Origin of the sequence: Jannaschia sp. GRR-S6-38 (assembly GCF_029853695.1) — a bacterium.
Classification (GTDB): Bacteria; Pseudomonadota; Alphaproteobacteria; order Rhodobacterales; family Rhodobacteraceae; genus Jannaschia; species Jannaschia ovalis.
In genome coordinates, this window is the sequence record NZ_CP122537.1 from 2,093,709 (window position 1) to 2,111,171 (window position 17,463).

Annotated in this window: 18 protein-coding genes; 8 read left to right on the forward strand and 10 right to left on the reverse strand. The window is 71.8% G+C overall.

Going from position 1 to position 17,463, the window contains the following annotated elements:
* Window positions 1–126: 126 nt before the first annotated feature.
* From rpsT to mutM, 3 genes are all read right to left on the reverse strand, one after another.
* Window positions 127–393 carry a 30S ribosomal protein S20 gene (gene rpsT / locus P8627_RS10635; RefSeq protein WP_279964073.1) on the reverse strand — a complete coding sequence of 89 codons (267 nt, stop codon included), beginning with the start codon at window positions 391–393 and terminating at the stop codon, window positions 127–129.
* A 261-nt stretch (window positions 394–654) separates the two neighbouring features.
* The gene (locus P8627_RS10640) at window positions 655–1,431 is read right to left on the reverse strand and encodes an enoyl-CoA hydratase (RefSeq protein WP_279964074.1); all 777 of its coding nucleotides are present in this window, start codon (window positions 1,429–1,431) and stop codon (window positions 655–657) included.
* Window positions 1,432–1,493: 62 nt separating this feature from the next.
* On the reverse strand, window positions 1,494–2,342 hold the full coding sequence (mutM, locus tag P8627_RS10645) for a bifunctional DNA-formamidopyrimidine glycosylase/DNA-(apurinic or apyrimidinic site) lyase (protein WP_279964075.1): 849 nt from the start codon (window positions 2,340–2,342) through the stop codon (window positions 1,494–1,496).
* A gap of 69 nt (window positions 2,343–2,411) precedes the next feature.
* Between mutM and ubiE the strand changes: the two genes are divergently transcribed.
* Window positions 2,412–3,182 carry a bifunctional demethylmenaquinone methyltransferase/2-methoxy-6-polyprenyl-1,4-benzoquinol methylase UbiE gene (gene ubiE / locus P8627_RS10650; RefSeq protein ID WP_279964076.1) on the forward strand — a complete coding sequence of 257 codons (771 nt, stop codon included), beginning with the start codon at window positions 2,412–2,414 and terminating at the stop codon, window positions 3,180–3,182.
* Window positions 3,183–3,195: 13 nt separating this feature from the next.
* A complete protein-coding gene (ubiB, locus tag P8627_RS10655) occupies window positions 3,196–4,725 on the forward strand; it encodes a 2-polyprenylphenol 6-hydroxylase (protein WP_279964077.1) in 1,530 nt (509 codons plus the stop codon).
* A 254-nt stretch (window positions 4,726–4,979) separates the two neighbouring features.
* On the opposite strand, the gene P8627_RS10660 is transcribed toward ubiB, so the two are convergent.
* Together P8627_RS10660 and fliK are read right to left on the reverse strand one after the other, a co-directional pair.
* Window positions 4,980–5,630 (reverse strand): flagellar hook capping FlgD N-terminal domain-containing protein, encoded by a 651-nt coding sequence (locus P8627_RS10660; protein ID WP_279964078.1) that lies wholly within the window; start codon window positions 5,628–5,630, stop codon window positions 4,980–4,982.
* Window positions 5,631–5,639: 9 nt separating this feature from the next.
* Entirely contained in the window at window positions 5,640–6,260 is a 621-nt protein-coding gene (fliK, locus tag P8627_RS10665) for a flagellar hook-length control protein FliK (protein ID WP_279964079.1), read from the reverse strand.
* Window positions 6,261–7,117: 857 nt separating this feature from the next.
* Here fliK and P8627_RS10670 point away from each other — a divergent pair.
* The gene (locus tag P8627_RS10670; RefSeq protein ID WP_279964080.1) at window positions 7,118–7,387 is read left to right on the forward strand and encodes a rod-binding protein; all 270 of its coding nucleotides are present in this window, start codon (window positions 7,118–7,120) and stop codon (window positions 7,385–7,387) included.
* A 4-nt stretch (window positions 7,388–7,391) separates the two neighbouring features.
* Here P8627_RS10670 and P8627_RS10675 read toward each other — a convergent pair whose 3' ends face one another.
* Window positions 7,392–7,988 (reverse strand): transglycosylase SLT domain-containing protein, encoded by a 597-nt coding sequence (locus P8627_RS10675; RefSeq protein ID WP_279964081.1) that lies wholly within the window; start codon window positions 7,986–7,988, stop codon window positions 7,392–7,394.
* Window positions 7,989–8,062: 74 nt separating this feature from the next.
* Complete coding sequence (locus P8627_RS10680) at window positions 8,063–8,947, reverse strand: AEC family transporter (protein ID WP_279964082.1); 885 nt, start codon at window positions 8,945–8,947, stop codon at window positions 8,063–8,065.
* A gap of 85 nt (window positions 8,948–9,032) precedes the next feature.
* Here P8627_RS10680 and hspQ point away from each other — a divergent pair, with 85 nt between their 5' ends.
* Both hspQ and P8627_RS10690 read left to right on the forward strand, forming a co-directional pair.
* Window positions 9,033–9,359 (forward strand): heat shock protein HspQ, encoded by a 327-nt coding sequence (hspQ, locus tag P8627_RS10685; RefSeq protein ID WP_279964083.1) that lies wholly within the window; start codon window positions 9,033–9,035, stop codon window positions 9,357–9,359.
* A 91-nt stretch (window positions 9,360–9,450) separates the two neighbouring features.
* Window positions 9,451–11,517, forward strand: a complete 2,067-nt coding sequence (locus P8627_RS10690; RefSeq protein ID WP_279964084.1) for an ATP-binding protein — start codon at window positions 9,451–9,453, stop codon at window positions 11,515–11,517.
* 34 nt (window positions 11,518–11,551) lie between these two features.
* Here P8627_RS10690 and P8627_RS10695 read toward each other — a convergent pair whose 3' ends face one another.
* Entirely contained in the window at window positions 11,552–12,544 is a 993-nt protein-coding gene (locus P8627_RS10695) for an asparaginase (RefSeq protein ID WP_279964085.1), read from the reverse strand.
* Window positions 12,545–12,708: 164 nt separating this feature from the next.
* On the opposite strand from P8627_RS10695, the gene P8627_RS10700 reads away from it, so the two are divergent.
* Entirely contained in the window at window positions 12,709–13,230 is a 522-nt protein-coding gene (locus P8627_RS10700) for an invasion associated locus B family protein (RefSeq protein ID WP_279967451.1), read from the forward strand.
* An 80-nt stretch (window positions 13,231–13,310) separates the two neighbouring features.
* Window positions 13,311–14,489, forward strand: coding sequence for a 23S rRNA (adenine(2503)-C(2))-methyltransferase RlmN (gene rlmN, locus P8627_RS10705; RefSeq protein WP_279964087.1), 1,179 nt, complete (start codon window positions 13,311–13,313; stop codon window positions 14,487–14,489).
* 10 nt (window positions 14,490–14,499) lie between these two features.
* Here the strand turns inward: rlmN and P8627_RS10710 are convergent, their stop codons facing one another.
* On the reverse strand, window positions 14,500–15,258 hold the full coding sequence (locus P8627_RS10710; protein WP_279964088.1) for a TSUP family transporter: 759 nt from the start codon (window positions 15,256–15,258) through the stop codon (window positions 14,500–14,502).
* On the reverse strand, window positions 15,255–16,127 hold the full coding sequence (serB, locus tag P8627_RS10715) for a phosphoserine phosphatase SerB (RefSeq protein WP_279964089.1): 873 nt from the start codon (window positions 16,125–16,127) through the stop codon (window positions 15,255–15,257). The genes P8627_RS10710 and serB overlap by 4 nt, the downstream gene beginning before the upstream one ends.
* A 137-nt stretch (window positions 16,128–16,264) precedes the next feature.
* On the opposite strand from serB, the gene P8627_RS10720 reads away from it, so the two are divergent.
* The gene (locus P8627_RS10720; RefSeq protein ID WP_279964090.1) at window positions 16,265–17,407 is read left to right on the forward strand and encodes a phosphoserine transaminase; all 1,143 of its coding nucleotides are present in this window, start codon (window positions 16,265–16,267) and stop codon (window positions 17,405–17,407) included.
* The last annotated feature ends 56 nt before the right edge of the window (window positions 17,408–17,463 follow it).

The following is a 17,463-nucleotide window of genomic DNA, read 5'->3' on the forward strand; positions in this document are numbered from 1 at the left end:
TCGCTCGGGCGGAAGAATCCCGAAACGCCGCTGCAAACCGCTGAAGATGCGAAGAAAAAAGCCCACCTGAGCGGTGGGCTTTCGAATCTCTTGACTGTGTCCTGCGGTTCTCGCAGCCGACTCGGCTCAGGCGCCCAGCGACTTCACCCGCGAGGACAGGCGGGACAGTTTCCGCGCGGCGGTGTTCTTGTGGAAGACGCCCTTGGTGACACCGCGCATCAGCTCGGGCTGGGCTTCCTTGAGGGCGGCGGCGGCGACGGTCTGGTCGCCCGAGGCGATCGCCTCCTCGACCTTCCGCAGGTAGGTGCGGATGCGCGAGCGGCGCGCCTTGTTGACGGCGAATCGGCGCTCGTTCTGGCGGGCGCGCTTCTTGGCCTGGGGGGAATTTGCCATGTGATCGGTCCTCGGATCGGGTCGGTTCAAGTTCGGTTGCACGAAAGCCCGACCCCGTCCGGGACGGCGGGCGTCCCATGGATCTCGATCCGGCCAGAGCGGGCCTCACGCGCATGATGGGCGGCGTCTAGTCCGGGCGGCGCGCGGCGTCAACCGGGGGCGGAATTCATGGGTGATCCACGGGTGATCTGCGGGTGATCCGTGTCCGACGCGATTGGCGCACCCTTGCGCCGTAATCCGTGCGGAACGGTGCGCCCGCGCTCAGCGGTCGCGGAATTGCGGCTCGCGCTTCTCGATGAAGGCGGCCATGCCCTCGGACTGGTCCTCGGTCGCGAAGAGCGCGTGGAACAGCCGCTTCTCGAAGAGCAGCCCCTCGCTCAGCCCGACTTCCTGGCTGCGATTCACCGCCTCCTTGATGGCGGTGACGGTGATCATCGACTTCTCGGCGATCCGGGTGGCGGCGGCCATCGCCTCGTCCATCAGCTTCTTGGCGGGCACGACGCGGCTGACCAGCCCCGCGCGCTCGGCCTCCTCGGCATCCATGAAGCGCCCCGTGAGGTGCATGTCCATCGACTTGGCCTTGCCCACGGCGCGAGTCAGGCGCTGGGTGCCGCCGATGCCCGCGACCACGCCCAGGTTCACCTCGGGCTGGCCGAACTTGGCATTGTCCGCGGCGATGATGAAATCGCACATCATCGCCAGCTCGCAGCCCCCGCCCAGCGCGTAGCCGGACACGGCGGCGATGATCGGCTTGCGGACGCGCAGCATCGCCTCGACCTCGGGGCCGAACAGGTCGCCCATGAAGACCTCGACGAAGCTCTTCTCGTGCATCTCGCGGATATCGGCGCCGGCGGCGAAGGCCTTCTCGGAGCCGGTGAGGATGATGCAGCGGACCTTCTCGTTCTCCTGCGACGACTTCATCGCCTTGGCGAGTTCGCCCAGCAGCTTGGAGTTCAGCGCGTTCAGCGCCTCGGGCCGGTCCAGCCGGATGGTGGCGACGTGATTGCTCACGTCCACGTTCAGCGTCTCGTAACCCATCGCGTCTCTCTCCGCTGCCTGTCGAGGAGTTAGGCCTGCAACGCCCGAAGGCCCGTTTCAAGTCATCTCTGGCAGCTGGGGCAGTGGAAAGAGGAGCGGCCCGACTGCACGATCCGGCGGATCGGCGTGCCGCAGCCGGGCGTGGGGCAGGGCGCGCCCTCGCGGTCGTAGACGGCGAAGCCGTGCTGGAAATAGCCCAGGCTGCCATCGGCCTGCCGGTGGTCGCGCAAGGACGATCCGCCCGCCTCGATCGCCTCGCCCAGCACATCGCGGATCACCGGCACCAGCGCCGCGACGCGATGCGCGGCGATGCGCCGCGCGCGCCGGGTGGGCGCGATGCCCGCGCGCCAGAGCGCCTCGCAGACATAGATATTGCCCAGCCCCGCCACCACGCGCTGATCCAGCAGCGCGGCCTTCACCGGCGTGTTGCGGGTCCGGAAGGCGGCGATCAGGTGGTCCTCGTGGAAGGCATTGCCCAGCGGCTCCGGCCCTAGCTTGGCGATCAGCCAGTGGTTCTCCAGATCGCGGGTCGGGTGCAGGTCCATCGCGCCGAAGCGGCGCGCATCGTTGAAGGTGACGCGGTGGCGGTCGGTGTGCAGCACGACATGGTCGTGTTGCGGCAGCCAGCTCGCGTCGCGGTGGAACTGGCCCAGCCGCATGTCGTCGACCACCATCCGGCCCGACATGCCCAGATGCACGATCAGCGTCTCGCCGGTGTCGAGATGCGCGAGCAGGTATTTCGACCGCCGCCCCAGCGCGGTGATCGTCGCGCCTTCGAGCCGCGCGGCCATGTCCGGCGGGAAGGGCCAGCGCAGATCGGGGCGGCGGATCTCGGCACGACGGAGCCGCGCGCCCTCCAGCGCGGGGGCGAGGCCGCGGCGGACGGTCTCGACTTCGGGAAGCTCGGGCATGGGGGCCTTTCGTTGCAGGCGCGCGCCCGCGCCCTATAAGTCAGAGCGACAGATGAGGATGCCCGCCCGATGACGCAAGACGAGGACGCGCCCCGCGACGCGGGGCGCACGACGCATTTCGGCTTCGAGACCGTGCCGGAGGAGGAGAAGGCGGGCCGCGTCCACGGCGTGTTCACCTCGGTGGCGTCGAAATACGACGTGATGAACGACGCGATGTCGCTGGGCATCCACCGCGTCTGGAAGGACGCGATGCTGGACTGGCTGGCGCCGCGACCGGGCCAGCGCCTTCTGGACGTGGCGGGCGGGACGGGCGACATCGCCTTCCGCTTCCTCGACCGGGCGCCGGGGGCGCATGCGACCGTGCTCGACATGACCGAGGGCATGCTGGTCGCCGGCCGGCAGCGCGCCGAGGCCGAGGCCCGCGCCGAAGCGCTGGACTGGGTGGTGGGCGACGCGATGGCGCTGCCCTTCGAGGATAACAGCTTCGACGCCTACACGATCAGCTTCGGCATCCGGAACGTCACTCGCATCCTCGACGCCCTGTCGGAGGCCTACCGCGTGCTGCGCCCCGGCGGGCGGCTGATGGTGCTGGAGTTCAGCCAGCTGCCCAACCCGCTGATGCAGAAGGCCTATGATCTCTATTCCTTCAACGTGATCCCGCGGATGGGGCAGGCCATCGCGGGCGATCGCGACAGCTACCAGTACCTCGTCGAGTCGATCCGCAACTTCCCCGACCAGGATCGCTTCGCCGCGATGATCGCCGATGCGGGCTTCGGCAACGTGAAGTACCGCAATCTCAGCTTCGGCATCGCCGCGCTGCATTCGGGCTGGAAGCTCTGAGAATGCCCCGCAGATGAGAGGCCCCCACAACATCCTCCGCCTGGTCCGCACGGCGGCCACCTTCGAGCGCACGGGCGCGATGGCCGTCGTGCTGGAGCAGATGGACGCGCCGCCCGCCCTGCGCGCCGCCGCCCGCGTGCTGGGCTGGCCGTTCCGCTGGCTGGGCTACAAGGGCGACCCGGCGCTGCCGCCGGTCACCCGGGCGATCACCGCGCTGGGGCCGAGCTACATCAAGCTGGGCCAGATCCTGTCGACCCGGCCCGATTTCGTGGGCGGCGAGCTGGCGCTGCAATTGCGGGTGCTGCAGGACAAGCTGCCGCCCTTCCCGACCTTCGAGGCGCGCCGGATGGTCGAGCGCGACCTGGGCCGGCCGGTCGACACGATCTTCTCGGAATTCTCCGAGCCGGTGGCCGCCGCCTCCATCGCGCAGGTCCACCAGGCGCGGCTGGTCGAGGGCCAGCGCAAGGTCGCGGTCAAGGTGCTGCGGCCGGGCATCGCCCGCGCCTTCCGGCGCGATATCGACGCCTTCTATTTCGGCGCGCGCATGGTCGAGCTTCTGGCGCCACAGACCCGGCGGCTGCGCCCGATGGACGTGATCGCGCATTTCGACGCCACTGTGCAGCAGGAACTGGACCTGCGCACCGAGGCCGCGGCGGCGGGCGAGTTCAAGGCCAACACCGCGGGCGATGCGGGCTTCGCGGTGCCGGCGGTGGAATGGCACCTGTCGGGCCGCGCGGTCCTGACGCTGGACTGGGCCGAGGGCATCCCGATGGGCGAGCTGGAGGCGATCGACGCGGCCGGCCACGACCGCGTGGCGCTGGCCGACCGGGTGATCGCGATGTTCCTGCGCCACGCGCTGCGCGACGGGTATTTCCACGCCGACATGCACCAGGGGAACCTGAAGGTCGCGCCCTCGGGCGATATCGTGGCGCTGGATTTCGGGATCATGGGGCGGCTCGATGAGTACACCCGCCGGGTCTATGCCGAGATCCTGATGGGCTTCATCCGCAAGGATTACCGCCGCGTGGCCGAGGTGCATTTCGAGGCGGGCTACGTGCCGGCCGACCGTGACGTGGACCTGTTCGCGCAGGCGCTGCGCGCGGTGGGCGAGCCGATCTTCGGGATGGATGCCTCGCGGATCTCGATGGGGCGACTGCTGGCCTATCTCTTCGAGGTGACCGAGCGCTTCGGGATGGAGACCCGGACCGAGCTGATCCTGCTGCAACGCACGATGGTGGTGGTCGAGGGTGTGGCGCGCACGCTGAACCCGCAGATGAACCTGTGGACCGCGGCCGCGCCCGAGGTGGAGCGCTACATCCGCACCAATCTGGGCCCGCGGGCCTTCGCGCGCGACCTCTACCGGACGGCGCAGGTGCTGGCGCGTTTCGGCCCGCATCTGCCGCAGGCCGTGGAGCAGGCGCTGCGGCGCCCGGACCGGACGGTGATCGTGGAGCGGGGGCGGCGCAAGCGCTCCGCCGCGCTGTGGTACATCGCGGGCCTCGGCACCGCCGCCGTCGCCCTGGTCGCCGCCGCGGCGATCTGACGGGGGCGCGCTGAGGGGTGGCCGCTCCGTCGGCCCACCGAACATTTCGACGGGCCCGGCGCTAAGCTTTGGCGGGCGAACGGCAGGGCAATTGGCGCGGCGCGTGGGGATGCGCCGTCCGGCCGGGGCCGTGCGGTTCGGGCTCGTGCCGTCCGAAGGTGCGGCGGCGCCGCGCTGCCTTCGCTCTGTTCGCGACCCTTGCCCATCAGGTCCTTCGCCGCCCGGCCCGATGGCGGCCGGGTCCGCGCGGTGGCTTAGCCCGGGGCGGGGCGGCGGATGGCGTCGAGGCTGGAGGCAGGGATCCGCAGGCCCCCGGCGAGGCCGAGTTCGACGCCTGCGGGGCCCAGAAGCACCTCTTCCACGGCCGCGTAATGGGCGACCGGGACGGGCGTGAGGCTTTGCGCGCCGGCGCTGGGTTCGACATGCAGGCGATAGGTCCCGGGCGGCAGGGCGGGCGCGTCGTCGGGCCAGGTCAGCGTCGTGGCCTTCGGGTCGATGGCGCGGCGGGCGCGTTCGGTCCCGTTCGGGTCGCTGATCACCAGCTCGGCCGCGTCGGCGCCGGGCGGGATGTCGAAGCCCAGCTCGCGCGGGCCGCCGTCGCGGGCGATCGGGCCGGCATGGCGCACCTCCATCCCGATCCAGGCGGCCGCGCCGTTGGCCTGCTGCAGCTCCAGCCGCCCCAGCACGTCGCGGAGCAGATCGTTGGTCTGCACCGCCTGTTCGACGCCCGAAAAGGTCGCGAGCTGGGCCGTGTATTCGGTGCTGTCGGCGGGTTCGAGCGGATCCTGGTTGCGGATTTGCGTCGTCAGCAGCGTCAGGAACATGTCGAAATCGGTGCTGGCGCTGGGCCCCGGCGGGGGCACCCGCGGCGGCGGCGTTTCGGCGAAGGGCAGGATCGGGTCCATCGGGCCTCCTCAGATGCGGATATCGAGCCGGCCCGCGCGGTTGCGGGGCGGCGGGGCGGTGTTCGCGGCGGGCGGCTGGGGCGGGTTCTCGGGGGGCGGGTCGGCGCCGGGGCCCGCGCGATGCGACCCGCCATCGCCCGCGCCGCGCGACCAGTCCCGCCCGCCCGCGGCGAGGTCGAGCCGGTCGAGCGTGACGCCGTCGGCCAGCAGCGAGCGATGCATCCCTTCGAGATGGCGGCGCACCGCGTCGAGGCTTTCGGGCCGTTCCACCGCGATCTGCAGGTGCAGCCCGCGCTCGCCGGTCTGCAGCACCAGCCGGAGCTTGCCCAGATCGGGGGGCGCGAGTTCGAGTTCGGTCCGCAGCTCGCCCCCGGCGAGGCGGGCGGTGTCCGGCCCGGTCGTCGGGTCGGGCCGGGCCTGCGGTGGGGGCGGGGCGGCGTTGGCGATCTGGCGCGCGATTTCGGAGCGCAGCTCGGTGAGGGGGACCGGCGCGGGGTTGGCCGACGCGGCGGTGGCCTCGGGGCCGCGGAGGGCCAGATCGGCGACGCCGGCAGCGGAGGGGAGCGCCGGTTCGGACGGGGCGGGAGACGGGCCGGCGGCCAGGCGACCGGGCGCCGCGACATCGCGCATGACCGGATCCGGCCGGGATTGCGCGGCGGTGCCTGTGGGCAGGCCGGGCCGGCTTGCATCTTGCGCTTGGTGCGGCGGATCCGCCCGGTCCGGCATCGTCGGGAGGCCGCCTGCCGCGATCCGCGCGGGGTCACGCCCCGGATCCGTCGCCGGCGGCCCGTCGCGGACCGGCGCGGCGCGGGGCCCGGCGACGCGCGCCGGGGCCGCTGCCGCCATGGTCGTCGCCAACGGCTGCAGCGGGCTCCTCGGCCCCGGGCCGAGGGCGCTTTCGGCCGCGGCCGGGGGCGCATCGCCGTCGCGTCGCGCGATGGGCGCGGGGTCGGATGACCGGTCCGCGGCTGCGTTCGGATCGACCTTCGGGCCAGACGATGCCGTATCCGGCGCGCCGGTGGGCCCGAGGGGTGCGGCATCGTCCGCGTGACTCTGCGTTTCGGCGCTTGCCGGCACCGCTTCGTCCGCGGGTGTCGCGGCGGGCCGTCCGGCGAGGGTGATGCCGATCGCGGGTCCGGTGTCGGTGAAGGACGGGTTGATGGGATCGGCCGGGCCCTCTGCGTCCGCCTCCCCCTCGGCGGCGTCGGGTGGCGGCGTGTCTGCCGCGCCCCGGGATGTCCCGTCGGGCGCGGTGGGGCCTTCGGCGAGGAGGCGCGCGAGATCGCGCAGCGGCGTCGCGATCGGCCGGGGGCGCGGCGGCGTCCGGCGGGCCGGGGCGGGGCGGCGGCCCGTCCGGGCGCGCGAGGGGGAAGGGCGTTTGCACCAAGCTCTCCAATTCCGTTCGCAGTCGGAATTAACGGCCGTCCCTTACGAAACCTTTACCCGCACGTGATCTTCCGGGTCGCGAACAGCCGGAGGCCCGCCCCATGTTGACCCCGATCCTTCCCAGCGTCGCACCCGGCGCGCCGCCACCCGCCCCGGAGGCCGCGCTGCGCGCGCAGGCCGTGCAGCTGGAGGCCTTCCTGTTTGCCGAGATGCTGCGCGTGGCCGGGACCGGCCCGCCCTCGCCCGCAGGGGGCGGGGCCTCGCAATTCGACAGCTTCCTGCGCCAGGCGCAAGCCGAGGCGGTGGCCGCCGGCGGCCAGACGGGGCTGGCCGAGGCGATCTATCGCGGGCTGGCGCGGCGCGCCGCGTGACCGGTCAGGAGCAGCGGGCAAGCTGTTGCTGGTACATCGCCGCCCGGGCCTCGATCTGGCCCGAGATGCGCATCAGCCAGGGCTTGCTGCGATAGGTACCGCGCCGGAAGCCGGTGCGCCCGTCGTGATAGGCGAGATACTGGTTGCGCGCGTCGCTCAGAGGGATGCCCAGCGCGCGCTGTGTCTCGGCCATGTACCAGCCCATGAAATCGGTGGCGTCGCGGATGTCGTCGCGGCGCGATCGGCGGCCGCCTTCCACCTGCTGGTATTCCTTCCAGGTGGCGTCGAGCGCCTGGGAATAGCCGTAGGCGCTGCTCTGCCGACCGACCGGGATGACGCCCAGCGCGAAACGCAGGGGCGTGCGCGCATCGCTGACGAATTTCGATTCCTGGTAGATCGTCGCCATCTGGACGTGGATCGGCACGCCCCATTTGCGCTCGGCCGCGCGGAAGGCGCGCAGGTAGCCGGGGCGCTGCGAGAGGATGGAGCACGCATTGTCGAGGTTTCCGGGCGCGCGGCCCTGACCCACCGTGCCGCTTCCGCTCCCGCCGCCGCAGGCGGCCAGAAGCAGCAGACACCCGATCTGCAAAAGTCGTTTCATGATCACTGCCCGGTTCGTTTTTCTTGACCGTTGGCGGGGACGATAGCGCAAGCGGGCGGCCCCTGCCAATCACCTCATACGAAGAGAGCGAGGATCAGCGGCAACGCCACCACGGACATGGCCGTCGAGACCACCACCAGCCCCGCCACGGGCGGCGCGTCGGCCTCGTATTTCAGCGCCAGCAGGTAGGAGGTCACGGCCACCGGCGTCGCCAGCTGCACGACCAGCACCCCCAGCGGCACGCCCGAGAGCCCGAAGCCCGCGGCCCCGATCCCCCAGGCGAGCGCCGTGCAAAGCCCGAGCTTCAGAAGCGATAGCCCCGCCATCGGCAAAAGTCCCGCGGGCGAGAGCCGCGCCATCGCCACGCCCAGCGTCAGCAGCATCAGCGGGATCGCCATCTGCCCGATCAGGCCCAGCGCGTCCGCCGCGACCTGCGGCACCGGCCAGCCGCGCCACAGGAAAAGCGCGCCCAGAAGCGTGGCCACCACCATCGGCTCGCGCGCCGCGCGCAGCGGGTTCCCGCCGCCCGACACGATCCAGATGCCCAGCGTGAATTGCAGGATCGTGGTGACCGAGAAGACCACCACCGCGTAGCCGAGGCCAATCTCGCCGAAGGCGAAGAGCGCCAGCGGCAGGCCCAGATTGCCGGTATTGCCGATCACCAGCGGCGCCCAATAGGTGCGTGGGTCGAGGCCGAGCGCCGCGCAGACGGCGCGAAACACCGCGAAAAGCGCCAGATAGACGGTCAGGCTGGCCAGCGCCACGCGCCCGGCGGCGGCGGGATCGACCGTGCCCGTGGCCAGCGCGGTGAAGACGAGGCAGGGCACGGCCAGCGTCATCGCCAGCCGCGTCACGAAGGCCGTGTCGTAGTCGTAGCCCGCCCGGACCCAGGCGAATCCGAGCCCCGCCAGCAGGAAGACCGGGGCCGAGATCTGCAGGACTGTCAGGACGGGAGTCACAGTGTGTTTCCACCGAATCAGTGGCCCGCCGATTTACAAGCCGCGCCCGCGCGGTCTAGGAACGGAGAAGGCAAAGGGCAACGAAATGCTTTGGAACCAAGCGAAATACGGTCTGGGCGAGGTGGTCCGCCACAAGAAGCACCCGTTCCGCGGCGTCATTTTCGACGTCGATCCCGAATTCTCGAATTCGGACGAGTGGTACGACAGCATTCCCGCCGAGGCCCGCCCCCGGAAAGACCAGCCGTTCTACCACCTCCTCGCCGAGAACGAGGAGAGCTATTACGTCGCCTATGTCTCCGAGCAGAACCTCGTGCGCGACCGCTCGGGCGAGCCGGTGGGCCATCCTGATATCGGCGACCTGTTCGGCGCGTTCGACGGGCAGCAATACCCGCTGCATTTCGACCTGAACTGAGCCGCGCCTTAGCGCGATCTTAATCCCCGCATGCGAGGCCTGCCGCCGTCGCCCGGCCGGTCCGGGCCGTGGACCGGGGTGGCGGATCGCGATGGACGGGAGCGTTCCCGACACGAGCTATGAGGGCGAGCGGCGTCGCCGGCTGGCCGCGGAGCGGATGCTGGATCTCGCTCGGCGCGAGCTGGACCGCGCGCATTCGGCGCTGGTGGCCAATGCCGATCGGCTGTCGCGCGACTTCCTGGCCGAGCGCGAGCAGAACCTGCGCCTGACCGAACGCCAGGCCCGCGCGCTGGCCAAGGGGCGCGAGGCGGCGGAGCGCGCCGACCGCGCGCGACGGCGGCTGTGGCACGCGCTCGAGACGATGCGCGACGGCTTCGCGCTGTTCGACAGCGACGACAATCTCGTCGCGGCCAACCATGTCTATCTGGAGCTGTTCGATTGCGCGGGATCGGTGGGCCCGGGCGACTCGGCGGCGGCGATGTTCGCGCAGGCGGTCGAGGAAGGCGCCTTCGACCCGGGTTCGCTGTCGCCCGAGGACTGGGTCGCGGCGCAGCTGGAGCGTCGGCGCGCGACGGCAATCGCGCCGGTCCACCTCAACCATTTCGACGGCCGCGTGATCCGGCTGGTCGACCGCCGCGCCGCCGATGGCGATCTCGTCTCGCTGGCGATCGACGTGACCGAAGACGAGGCGCGCGCCGCCGCGTTGGCCGCCGCGCGCGACGAGGCCCGTGCGGCGGCGCGCGCGAAGGCCGATTTCCTGGCGCGGATGAGCCACGAGATCCGGACGCCGATGAACGGCGTGATCGGCATGGCCGACATGCTGGCGGAAAGCGCCGCCGACGACGAGGCACGGCAGGGCGCGCGCACGATCCGCGACTCGGCCGAGGCGCTCCTGGTGATCGTGAACGACACGCTCGATGTCTCGAAGCTGGAGGCCGGGCGGCTGGAGCTGCGCGCGGAGGCGTTTGACCTCGAGGCACTTCTGCGCGACTGCGTGCGGCTGGCGCAGGCCACGCCGCAGGCCGCGGTGCCGGTGGCGCTGGGCTGGCCGCTCGACGCGCCGGAGCGGTTCACCGGCGATGCCGGCCGGGTGCGGCAGATCGTGATGAACCTGCTGGGCAACGCGCTGAAATTCACGCGCGACGGGGCGGTGACGCTGTCGGCCGAATGCGGGCCCGAGGGTGTGGCGCTGACGGTCAGCGATACCGGCCCCGGCATCCCGCCCGAGGCGCATGCGAACGTGTTCGAGGCTTTCGGTCAGGTCGACGAGCCCGACCGCCCGGCCAAGGAGGGCACGGGGCTGGGGCTGACGATCTCGAAGGGGCTGGCGCAGCGGATGGGCGGCGATCTGACGCTGGACGCCGCGGATGGCCCGGGCGCGCGGTTCCGGCTGGAGCTGCCGCTGCGGGCGGCGGGGCCGGGGCCGGAGCTGCCGGCGCTGCCCGCGGCGGCGGTGCTGGGGCCGGGGCCGGTCTGCGACGCGCTGGCCGAGCCGCTGGAACGGGTCGGCGTCGCGGTCGCGCGCGGGGACGGGTCCGGCGCGGGCCCGTGGATCGGGCAGCCCGGCGATCTGCCGGAGGGCGCGCGCGCGCCGATCCTGCTGGGCGCGCCGGGCGACGCGGCCCCGCCGGATGCGGCGGTGCTGCCGCTCCCGGTCGCGGCGGGGGCCTTGCGCGACGCGCTGGCGGGTTGGCGGGCGCCGGGCGCGGACGGGCCTGGCGTGGCGGCGGCGGCGGGGCCGGGGGACCGGCCGCGGCGGCTGGTCCTCGCCGATGACAACGCGACCAACCGGCTGCTTCTGGACCGGATGCTGCGCGAGACGGGCTTCGAGATCCGGATCGTAGAAAACGGCGCCGAGGCGGTCGCGGCCTGCACGGCGGACTGGCCGGACGCGGTGGTGCTGGACATCTCGATGCCGGTTCTCGACGGGTTCGGCGCGCGCGCGGCCATCGCCGAGGCCGCCGCGGCGGCGGGCCGGCCGCCGCCGCCCTGCCTCGCGCTGACGGCGCATGCCGGCGCGGAGATGGCTGCGCGGCTGGACGAGGCGGGCTTCGCGGCGCATCTGACGAAGCCCCTGAAGAAGGCCGCGCTCCTGGAGGCGCTGGACGCGGCGCTGGCGGAGGCGGGGGCCGGGCGCGCCCGGTCGGGCGAGGGCTGACGCGGGTGCGGGGCGGTGGCCGCCCCCGGTCCGTTCAGATCGCCATCTCGATGCGGCCGGCCTCCAGCCCGCGGCGGCTGCGGATGGGGCCGTGGGTGAGGGTGCGGGCGACGGGGGCCTCGGCCGCCAGCACGCCCAGCCGGATGAGAAGCGTGGCGATGGTGGCCTCGGCGGCGCGGGTGCCGCCGTCGCAGATCTTCAGCGCGATGCCGCGTTCGAGCGCGGGGATGATGGCCACGAAGACGCCCTCGGCCCCGGTCTTGACGGCGACCTCGCCCGACATGGCGCGCATCAGGTCGGTGCAGGCGCGGCGTTCGCCCGCCACGAGCTCGGGCGCGGCGCCCATCGCGCGGCGCAGCCGGACCATGGCGCGGGCGCGGGCGTCGCCATCGGCGCGCGCGGCGGCGAAGCGGCCCATCGCGCGGCCCAGCGCGTCGAGACGGGTCGTGAAATTGGGCGCCGAGCAGCCGTCGACGCCCCAGGCCGGGCTTTGGAATTCGCAGGTCTCGTCGAAGGCCGCGCGCACGGCGCGCTGCACCGGGTGGTCGATCTCGGTATATTCGGGCCCCGCGCCCAGGTGGCGGCCGAGGGTCAGGAAGCCGCAATGCTTGCCCGAGCAGTTGTTGTGCAGCTGGCAGGGCTCGGCGTGGGCGCGGATCAGGCGGTCGCGCTCGGGCCGGTCGTCGGGCTCCTGCGGGCCGCAGCGCAGGTCGGCTTCGGCCAGCCCCAGATCGGCCAGCCAGGCCGCGGCCATCTCGCGGTGGATCGCGGCGCCCTGATGCGAGGCGCAGGCGAAGGCCAGCTGGCGCTCGGTCAGGTCGCGGCCCGCGCCCGATTCCACCAGGGGCAGGGCCTGCACCATCTTGCAGGCGGAGCGCGGGTAGATCAGCGCCGCGGGGTCGCCCCAGGCCTCGACCATCTCGCCCCGGCCGTCGCAGATCACGGCATGCCCGCGATGCACCGATTCCAGCCGTTCGCCCCGGATCAGCCGGACCAGATCGACCGCCCCCTCGTCCACACCCGTCATGCCGCCCTCCCATAAGCGAAATTTCGCCGCACGGGCTTTTCCACCGGCGACGGCCTGCGCTACCATTGCGCCGCAGCATTGGGAACCTGGCGACCCAGCGGTGCGCGACCCGGGACAACCCGGGCGGGCGCGGGCCGCCCAGAATGACAGAGGCAGTGACACAGATGATATCGAAGGCGATCGGCTTCGTCCTTCTCGCCGCGCTGGCCACCGTGCCCGCGTCCGCGCAGGAAAGCTCCAACCGCGTCAATACCGAGACCGACTGGTCGGTCTTCGTCGAGGACAATCCGACCCAGTGCTGGATCGTCTCGGCGCCGAAATCCATCCGCAACACGCGCGACGGGCGCGAGGTGGCCGCGCGGCGCGGCGACATCCGCCTGTTCGTCAGCTTCTGGCCGGGCTCGGACAAGAACGGCGAGGTCTCGGCCACGGGGGGCTATCCTTACGCCGACGGCTCGACGGTGACGATCGAGATCGGCTCGGACCGGTTCGAGATGTTCACCGACGGCGAGCTGGCCTGGGCCGCCTCGCCGGCCGAGGACGAGCGCATCATCGCTGCGATGAAGCGCGGCGCGCAGGCCGTCGTCTCGGGCCGGTCGGGCCGGGGCACCAGCACGCAGGACACGTTCAGCCTGCTGGGCTTCACCGCCGCGGTCGAGGATGCGGAGACCCGCTGCGGCGCCTGAGCCCCCGCGATCCGTTTGAGTTTGCGCGCGGGCGTCCCTATATGGGGCGCCCGCTTCACTTTTGCCCCGGAGGCCCCGCGATGAAGGCGCCCGTGACCCAGGACGTGCTGACCCTGCCGCGCAAGGATGCGGAGGCCGGCCTGCCCAACCTGATCGGCCTGACCCGCGACGAGATGCGCGCGGCGCTGCTGGCCGTGGGCGTTCCCGAGAAGCAGGCGAAGATGCGGGTGGGTCAGCTCTGGCAGTGGATCTATCACTGGGGCGAGCGCGATTTCGCCGCGATGACCAATCTCAGCAAGGATTTCCGCGCCACGCTCGCCGCGCATTTCGAGCTGCGCCTGCCCGAGGTCGTGACGCGGCAGGTCTCGGAGGACGGGACGCGGAAATACCTGGTCCGGATCGCGGGCGGCCACGAGGTCGAGGTCGTCTACATCCCCGAGGAGGGGCGCGGCACGCTTTGCGTGTCGAGCCAGGTGGGCTGCACGCTGACCTGTTCCTTCTGCCACACCGGCACGCAGAAGCTGGTGCGCAACCTGACCGCCGCCGAGATCGTGGGCCAGGTCATGCTGGCGCGCGACGACCTGGGCGAATGGCCCGAGCGCGGCATGGGCACGGGCGAGGCCGGGCCGCGGCTTTTGTCGAATATCGTGCTGATGGGCATGGGCGAGCCGCTCTACAATTTCGAGAACGTGCGCGACGCGATGAAGATCGTCATGGATGGCGAGGGGATCGCGCTGGGCCGCCGGCGGATCACGCTGTCGACCTCGGGCGTCGTGCCCGAGATCGCGCGCACCGCCGAGGAGATCGGCTGCCTGCTGGCGGTCAGCTTCCACGCAACGACCGACGCGGTGCGCGACGTGCTGGTGCCGATCAACAAGCGCTGGAACATCGAGACGCTGCTGGGCGCGCTTCGCGAGTACCCGAAGGCCACCAATAGCGAGCGGATCACCTTCGAATATGTCATGCTGGACGGGGTGAACGACAGCGACGCGGATGCCCACCGGCTGGTCGAGCTTCTGGACGGCATCCCCGCCAAGGTGAACCTGATCCCGTTCAACGAATGGCCCGGCGCGCCCTATACGCGCAGCTCGAACAACCGCATCCGCGCCTTCGCGACGATCCTGATGCAGGCAGGCTATGCCTCGCCGATCCGCACGCCGCGGGGCGAGGACATCATGGCGGCCTGCGGGCAGCTGAAATCGGCGACCAAGCGGCAGCGCAAGAGCCGCGCGCAGATCGCGGCAGAGGCCGGGCTCTAGGCGCCCGCGCCTAGAGCCCGGCCCACATCAGCCGCAGCGCCATGGCCGAGGTCACGGCGACGAGGAGCGGCTTAATCAGCGCCGCGCCCCGCCCGGCCGCGACGCGCGCGCCGGCCTGTGCGCCCAGCCACTGGCCGCCGCCCATGGCGAGCCCGGCGATCCACCAGGGCTCGGCGATCAGGGCGAAGGCGCAGAGGCCGCCCGCGTTGCTGGCGGCGTTCAGAAGCTTGGTATGGGCAGTGGCGGCCAGCACGCCGCGCCCGGCCAGCAGGACGAAAGCCAACATGTAGAAGGAGCCCGCCCCGGGGCCGAGCAGCCCGTCATAGGCCGCCACGATCGGCACGGCGGTGACGTTGAAGGCGACGGGCCCCAGCCGCGTGGCGCGATCGAGATCGTCGAGCCCGGGCTTGAAGGCGAAGAACAGCGCCACCGCGATCAGCAGGACCGGCAGCCCGAGGCGCAACGTGTCGGTGGGCAGAAGCGACACGCAGAGCGCGCCGCCGACGCTGGCCGCGAAGGCGAGCGCGGCGGGGACGACCTGCGCGCGCGGATCGACCAACCCGGCGCGGGCGTAATGCGTGGCGGCCGAGACGGCGCCGAACACGCCCTGCACCTTGTTGGTGGCCAATGCCGTCACCGGCGGCGCGCCTGCCAGCAGGAGCGCGGGCACCGTCACCAGCCCGCCACCGCCCGCGATCGAGTCGATGAACCCGGCCAGCACCGCCACGCCCACCAGCAGGGCCAGGATCTCGGGTGCGACCTCGATCACGCGAAGGCGTCGCGGTGGATGCCCTGCAGGTAGAGGAGCGCGGTCAGGTCGCCATGGTTGACGCGCAGCCCGGCCGCGGCCTGGACGGCCGGCTTGGCATGCAGCGCGACGCCGAAGCCCGCCCGCTTGAGCATGCCCAGATCGTTGGCCCCGTCGCCCACGGCGATGGCCTGATCCTCGGTCAGCCCGTGCTGCGCGCAGAGCTCCTCGAGCGCGGCGACCTTGGCCTCGCGCCCGAGGATGGGCTCGGCCACCTCGCCCGTCAGGTGGCCACCCTCGGCCAGAAGCGTGTTGGCGCGGTTCCAGTCGAAGCCCAGCCGCGCGGCGACGACCCGCGTGAAGGCGGTGAACCCGCCCGAGACCAGCGCGGTCGTGGCGCCATGCGCCTTCATCGTGGCGATCAGCGTCGCGCCGCCGGGCATCATCTGGATGCGCGTGGCGATCACGTGGTCGATGACCTCCTCCGGCAGGCCCTTGAGCAGGCCCACGCGTTCGCGCAGCGCGCCCTCGAAGCCGATCTCGCCGTTCATCGCGCGGGCCGTGATGGCGGCCACGCGTTCGCCGACGCCGGCCTCGGCGGCCAGCTCGTCGATGCATTCCTGCCGGATCATGGTCGAATCCATATCCGCGAGCAGCAGCCGCTTGGCGCGGCCCGCGGCGGGCACGGTGTTCAGGTCGATGCCCATCGCGTCCATCTCGGCGCGGGTGGCCTCCAGCGTGTCGGGCAGGGTGCCGAGGTCGAACTCGGCGGCGACGCCGCGATGCAGCCAGCGCGCGTCCCCGCCGCCCCAGCCGTTGCGCAGCGCCTCGACCAGCGGGGTCTCGATCCGGGGGCTGTCCGGCGGGCAGGTCAGGACGCAGGTGAACATCGTGCGGGCCTCGGGTCGCGGTGATCGGTCGCGCCCGATTAGCCGCGTTTGGGCCCTTGCGCGACCCCTCGGCTGCGAATAACGACGGCGGCGGGACACCCCTCCCCAACGAGGGGCAAATATCTGGAAGGATAGACATGACCGACGTCATGAAACCGGCCGCGCGTCCGGACAATCCGCGCTTTTCGTCCGGGCCCTGCGCCAAGCATCCGGGCTTTTCCCTGACCGAGCTGTCCGACGCCCCGCTGGGCCGGTCCCACCGCGCCGCGGTGGGCAAGTCCAAGCTGAAGGCGGCGATCGACCGCACCCACAAGCTGCTGGGCCTGCCCGCGGATTACCGCGTGGGGATCGTGCCCGCCTCGGATACGGGCGCCTACGAGATGGCGATGTGGACGATGCTGGGCGCGCGCCCCGTCACCATGATGGCCTGGGAAAGCTTCGGCGCGGGCTGGGTCACCGACGCGGTCAAGCAGCTGGGCCTCGATGCCGAGATCCGCACCGCCGATTACGGCGAATTGCCGGCGCTGGACGTCGACCCGGGCCGCGACATCTGCTTCACCTGGAACGGCACCACTTCGGGCGTGCGCGTGCCGAACGCGGATTGGATTGCCGATGACCGCGAGGGGCTGACGCTCTGCGACGCGACCAGCGCCTGCTTCGCGATGGAGATGCCGTGGGAGAAGCTCGATGTGACGACCTTCTCCTGGCAGAAGGTGCTGGGCGGCGAGGGCGCGCATGGCGTGCTGATCCTGAGCCCGCGCGCCGTCGAACGGCTGGAAAGCTACACGCCGAAATGGCCGCTGCCCAAGATCTTCCGCCTGACCAAGGGCGGCAAGCTGATCGAGGGCATCTTCGAGGGGGCGACGATCAACACGCCGTCGATGCTCTGCGTCGAGGATTACCTCAAGGCGCTGGACTGGGCCGAGGGCTTGGGCCTTTCGGGCCTGATCGCGCGGGCCGATGCCTCCGCCGGCCATGTCTGGGATTTCTGCGAAAGCCGCGACTGGATCGCCAACCTCGCCGCTGACCCGGCGACGCGGTCGACCACCTCGGTCTGCCTGAAATTCACCGATGCGGGGCTGCCCGGCGATTTCGCCAAGCGCGTCGCCAAGCGGCTGGAGGCCGAGGGCGTGGCGCTCGACATCGCGAGCTATCGCGACGCGCCGCCGGGCCTCAGGATCTGGTGCGGCTCGACCGTCGAGCCGTCGGATGTCGCCGCGCTGATGCCCTGGATCGAATGGGCCTATCAGACCGAGCGCGCGGCGGCCGTGGCCGCCTGAGCGGCCCGCCCAGACCCCATCCCAAGACACAAGACCCGCCCCCGGCGGGTCACCCC

Bases quoted from the DNA above. Each gene is read 5' to 3' on its own strand.
- fliK (WP_279964079.1), bottom strand. From the start codon at position 6,260: ATGCGCGATGTCGCGGCGCCCGGTCGCCTGGCCGCCGGCCCGTCTCCC.
- P8627_RS10690 (WP_279964084.1), top strand. From the start codon at position 9,451: ATGGACGGGAGCGTTCCCGACACGAGCTATGAGGGCGAGCGGCGTCGC.
- P8627_RS10700 (WP_279967451.1), top strand. From the start codon at position 12,709: ATGATATCGAAGGCGATCGGCTTCGTCCTTCTCGCCGCGCTGGCCACC.
- hspQ (WP_279964083.1), top strand. From the start codon at position 9,033: ATGCTTTGGAACCAAGCGAAATACGGTCTGGGCGAGGTGGTCCGCCAC.
- mutM (WP_279964075.1), bottom strand. From the start codon at position 2,342: ATGCCCGAGCTTCCCGAAGTCGAGACCGTCCGCCGCGGCCTCGCCCCC.
- P8627_RS10675 (WP_279964081.1), bottom strand. From the start codon at position 7,988: ATGAAACGACTTTTGCAGATCGGGTGTCTGCTGCTTCTGGCCGCCTGC.
- ubiE (WP_279964076.1), top strand. From the start codon at position 2,412: ATGACGCAAGACGAGGACGCGCCCCGCGACGCGGGGCGCACGACGCAT.
- P8627_RS10695 (WP_279964085.1), bottom strand. From the start codon at position 12,544: ATGACGGGTGTGGACGAGGGGGCGGTCGATCTGGTCCGGCTGATCCGG.
- P8627_RS10720 (WP_279964090.1), top strand. From the start codon at position 16,265: ATGACCGACGTCATGAAACCGGCCGCGCGTCCGGACAATCCGCGCTTT.
- rpsT (WP_279964073.1), bottom strand. From the start codon at position 393: ATGGCAAATTCCCCCCAGGCCAAGAAGCGCGCCCGCCAGAACGAGCGC.
- P8627_RS10670 (WP_279964080.1), top strand. From the start codon at position 7,118: ATGTTGACCCCGATCCTTCCCAGCGTCGCACCCGGCGCGCCGCCACCC.
- rlmN (WP_279964087.1), top strand. From the start codon at position 13,311: ATGAAGGCGCCCGTGACCCAGGACGTGCTGACCCTGCCGCGCAAGGAT.
- serB (WP_279964089.1), bottom strand. From the start codon at position 16,127: ATGTTCACCTGCGTCCTGACCTGCCCGCCGGACAGCCCCCGGATCGAG.
- P8627_RS10640 (WP_279964074.1), bottom strand. From the start codon at position 1,431: ATGGGTTACGAGACGCTGAACGTGGACGTGAGCAATCACGTCGCCACC.
- ubiB (WP_279964077.1), top strand. From the start codon at position 3,196: ATGAGAGGCCCCCACAACATCCTCCGCCTGGTCCGCACGGCGGCCACC.
- P8627_RS10660 (WP_279964078.1), bottom strand. From the start codon at position 5,630: ATGGACCCGATCCTGCCCTTCGCCGAAACGCCGCCGCCGCGGGTGCCC.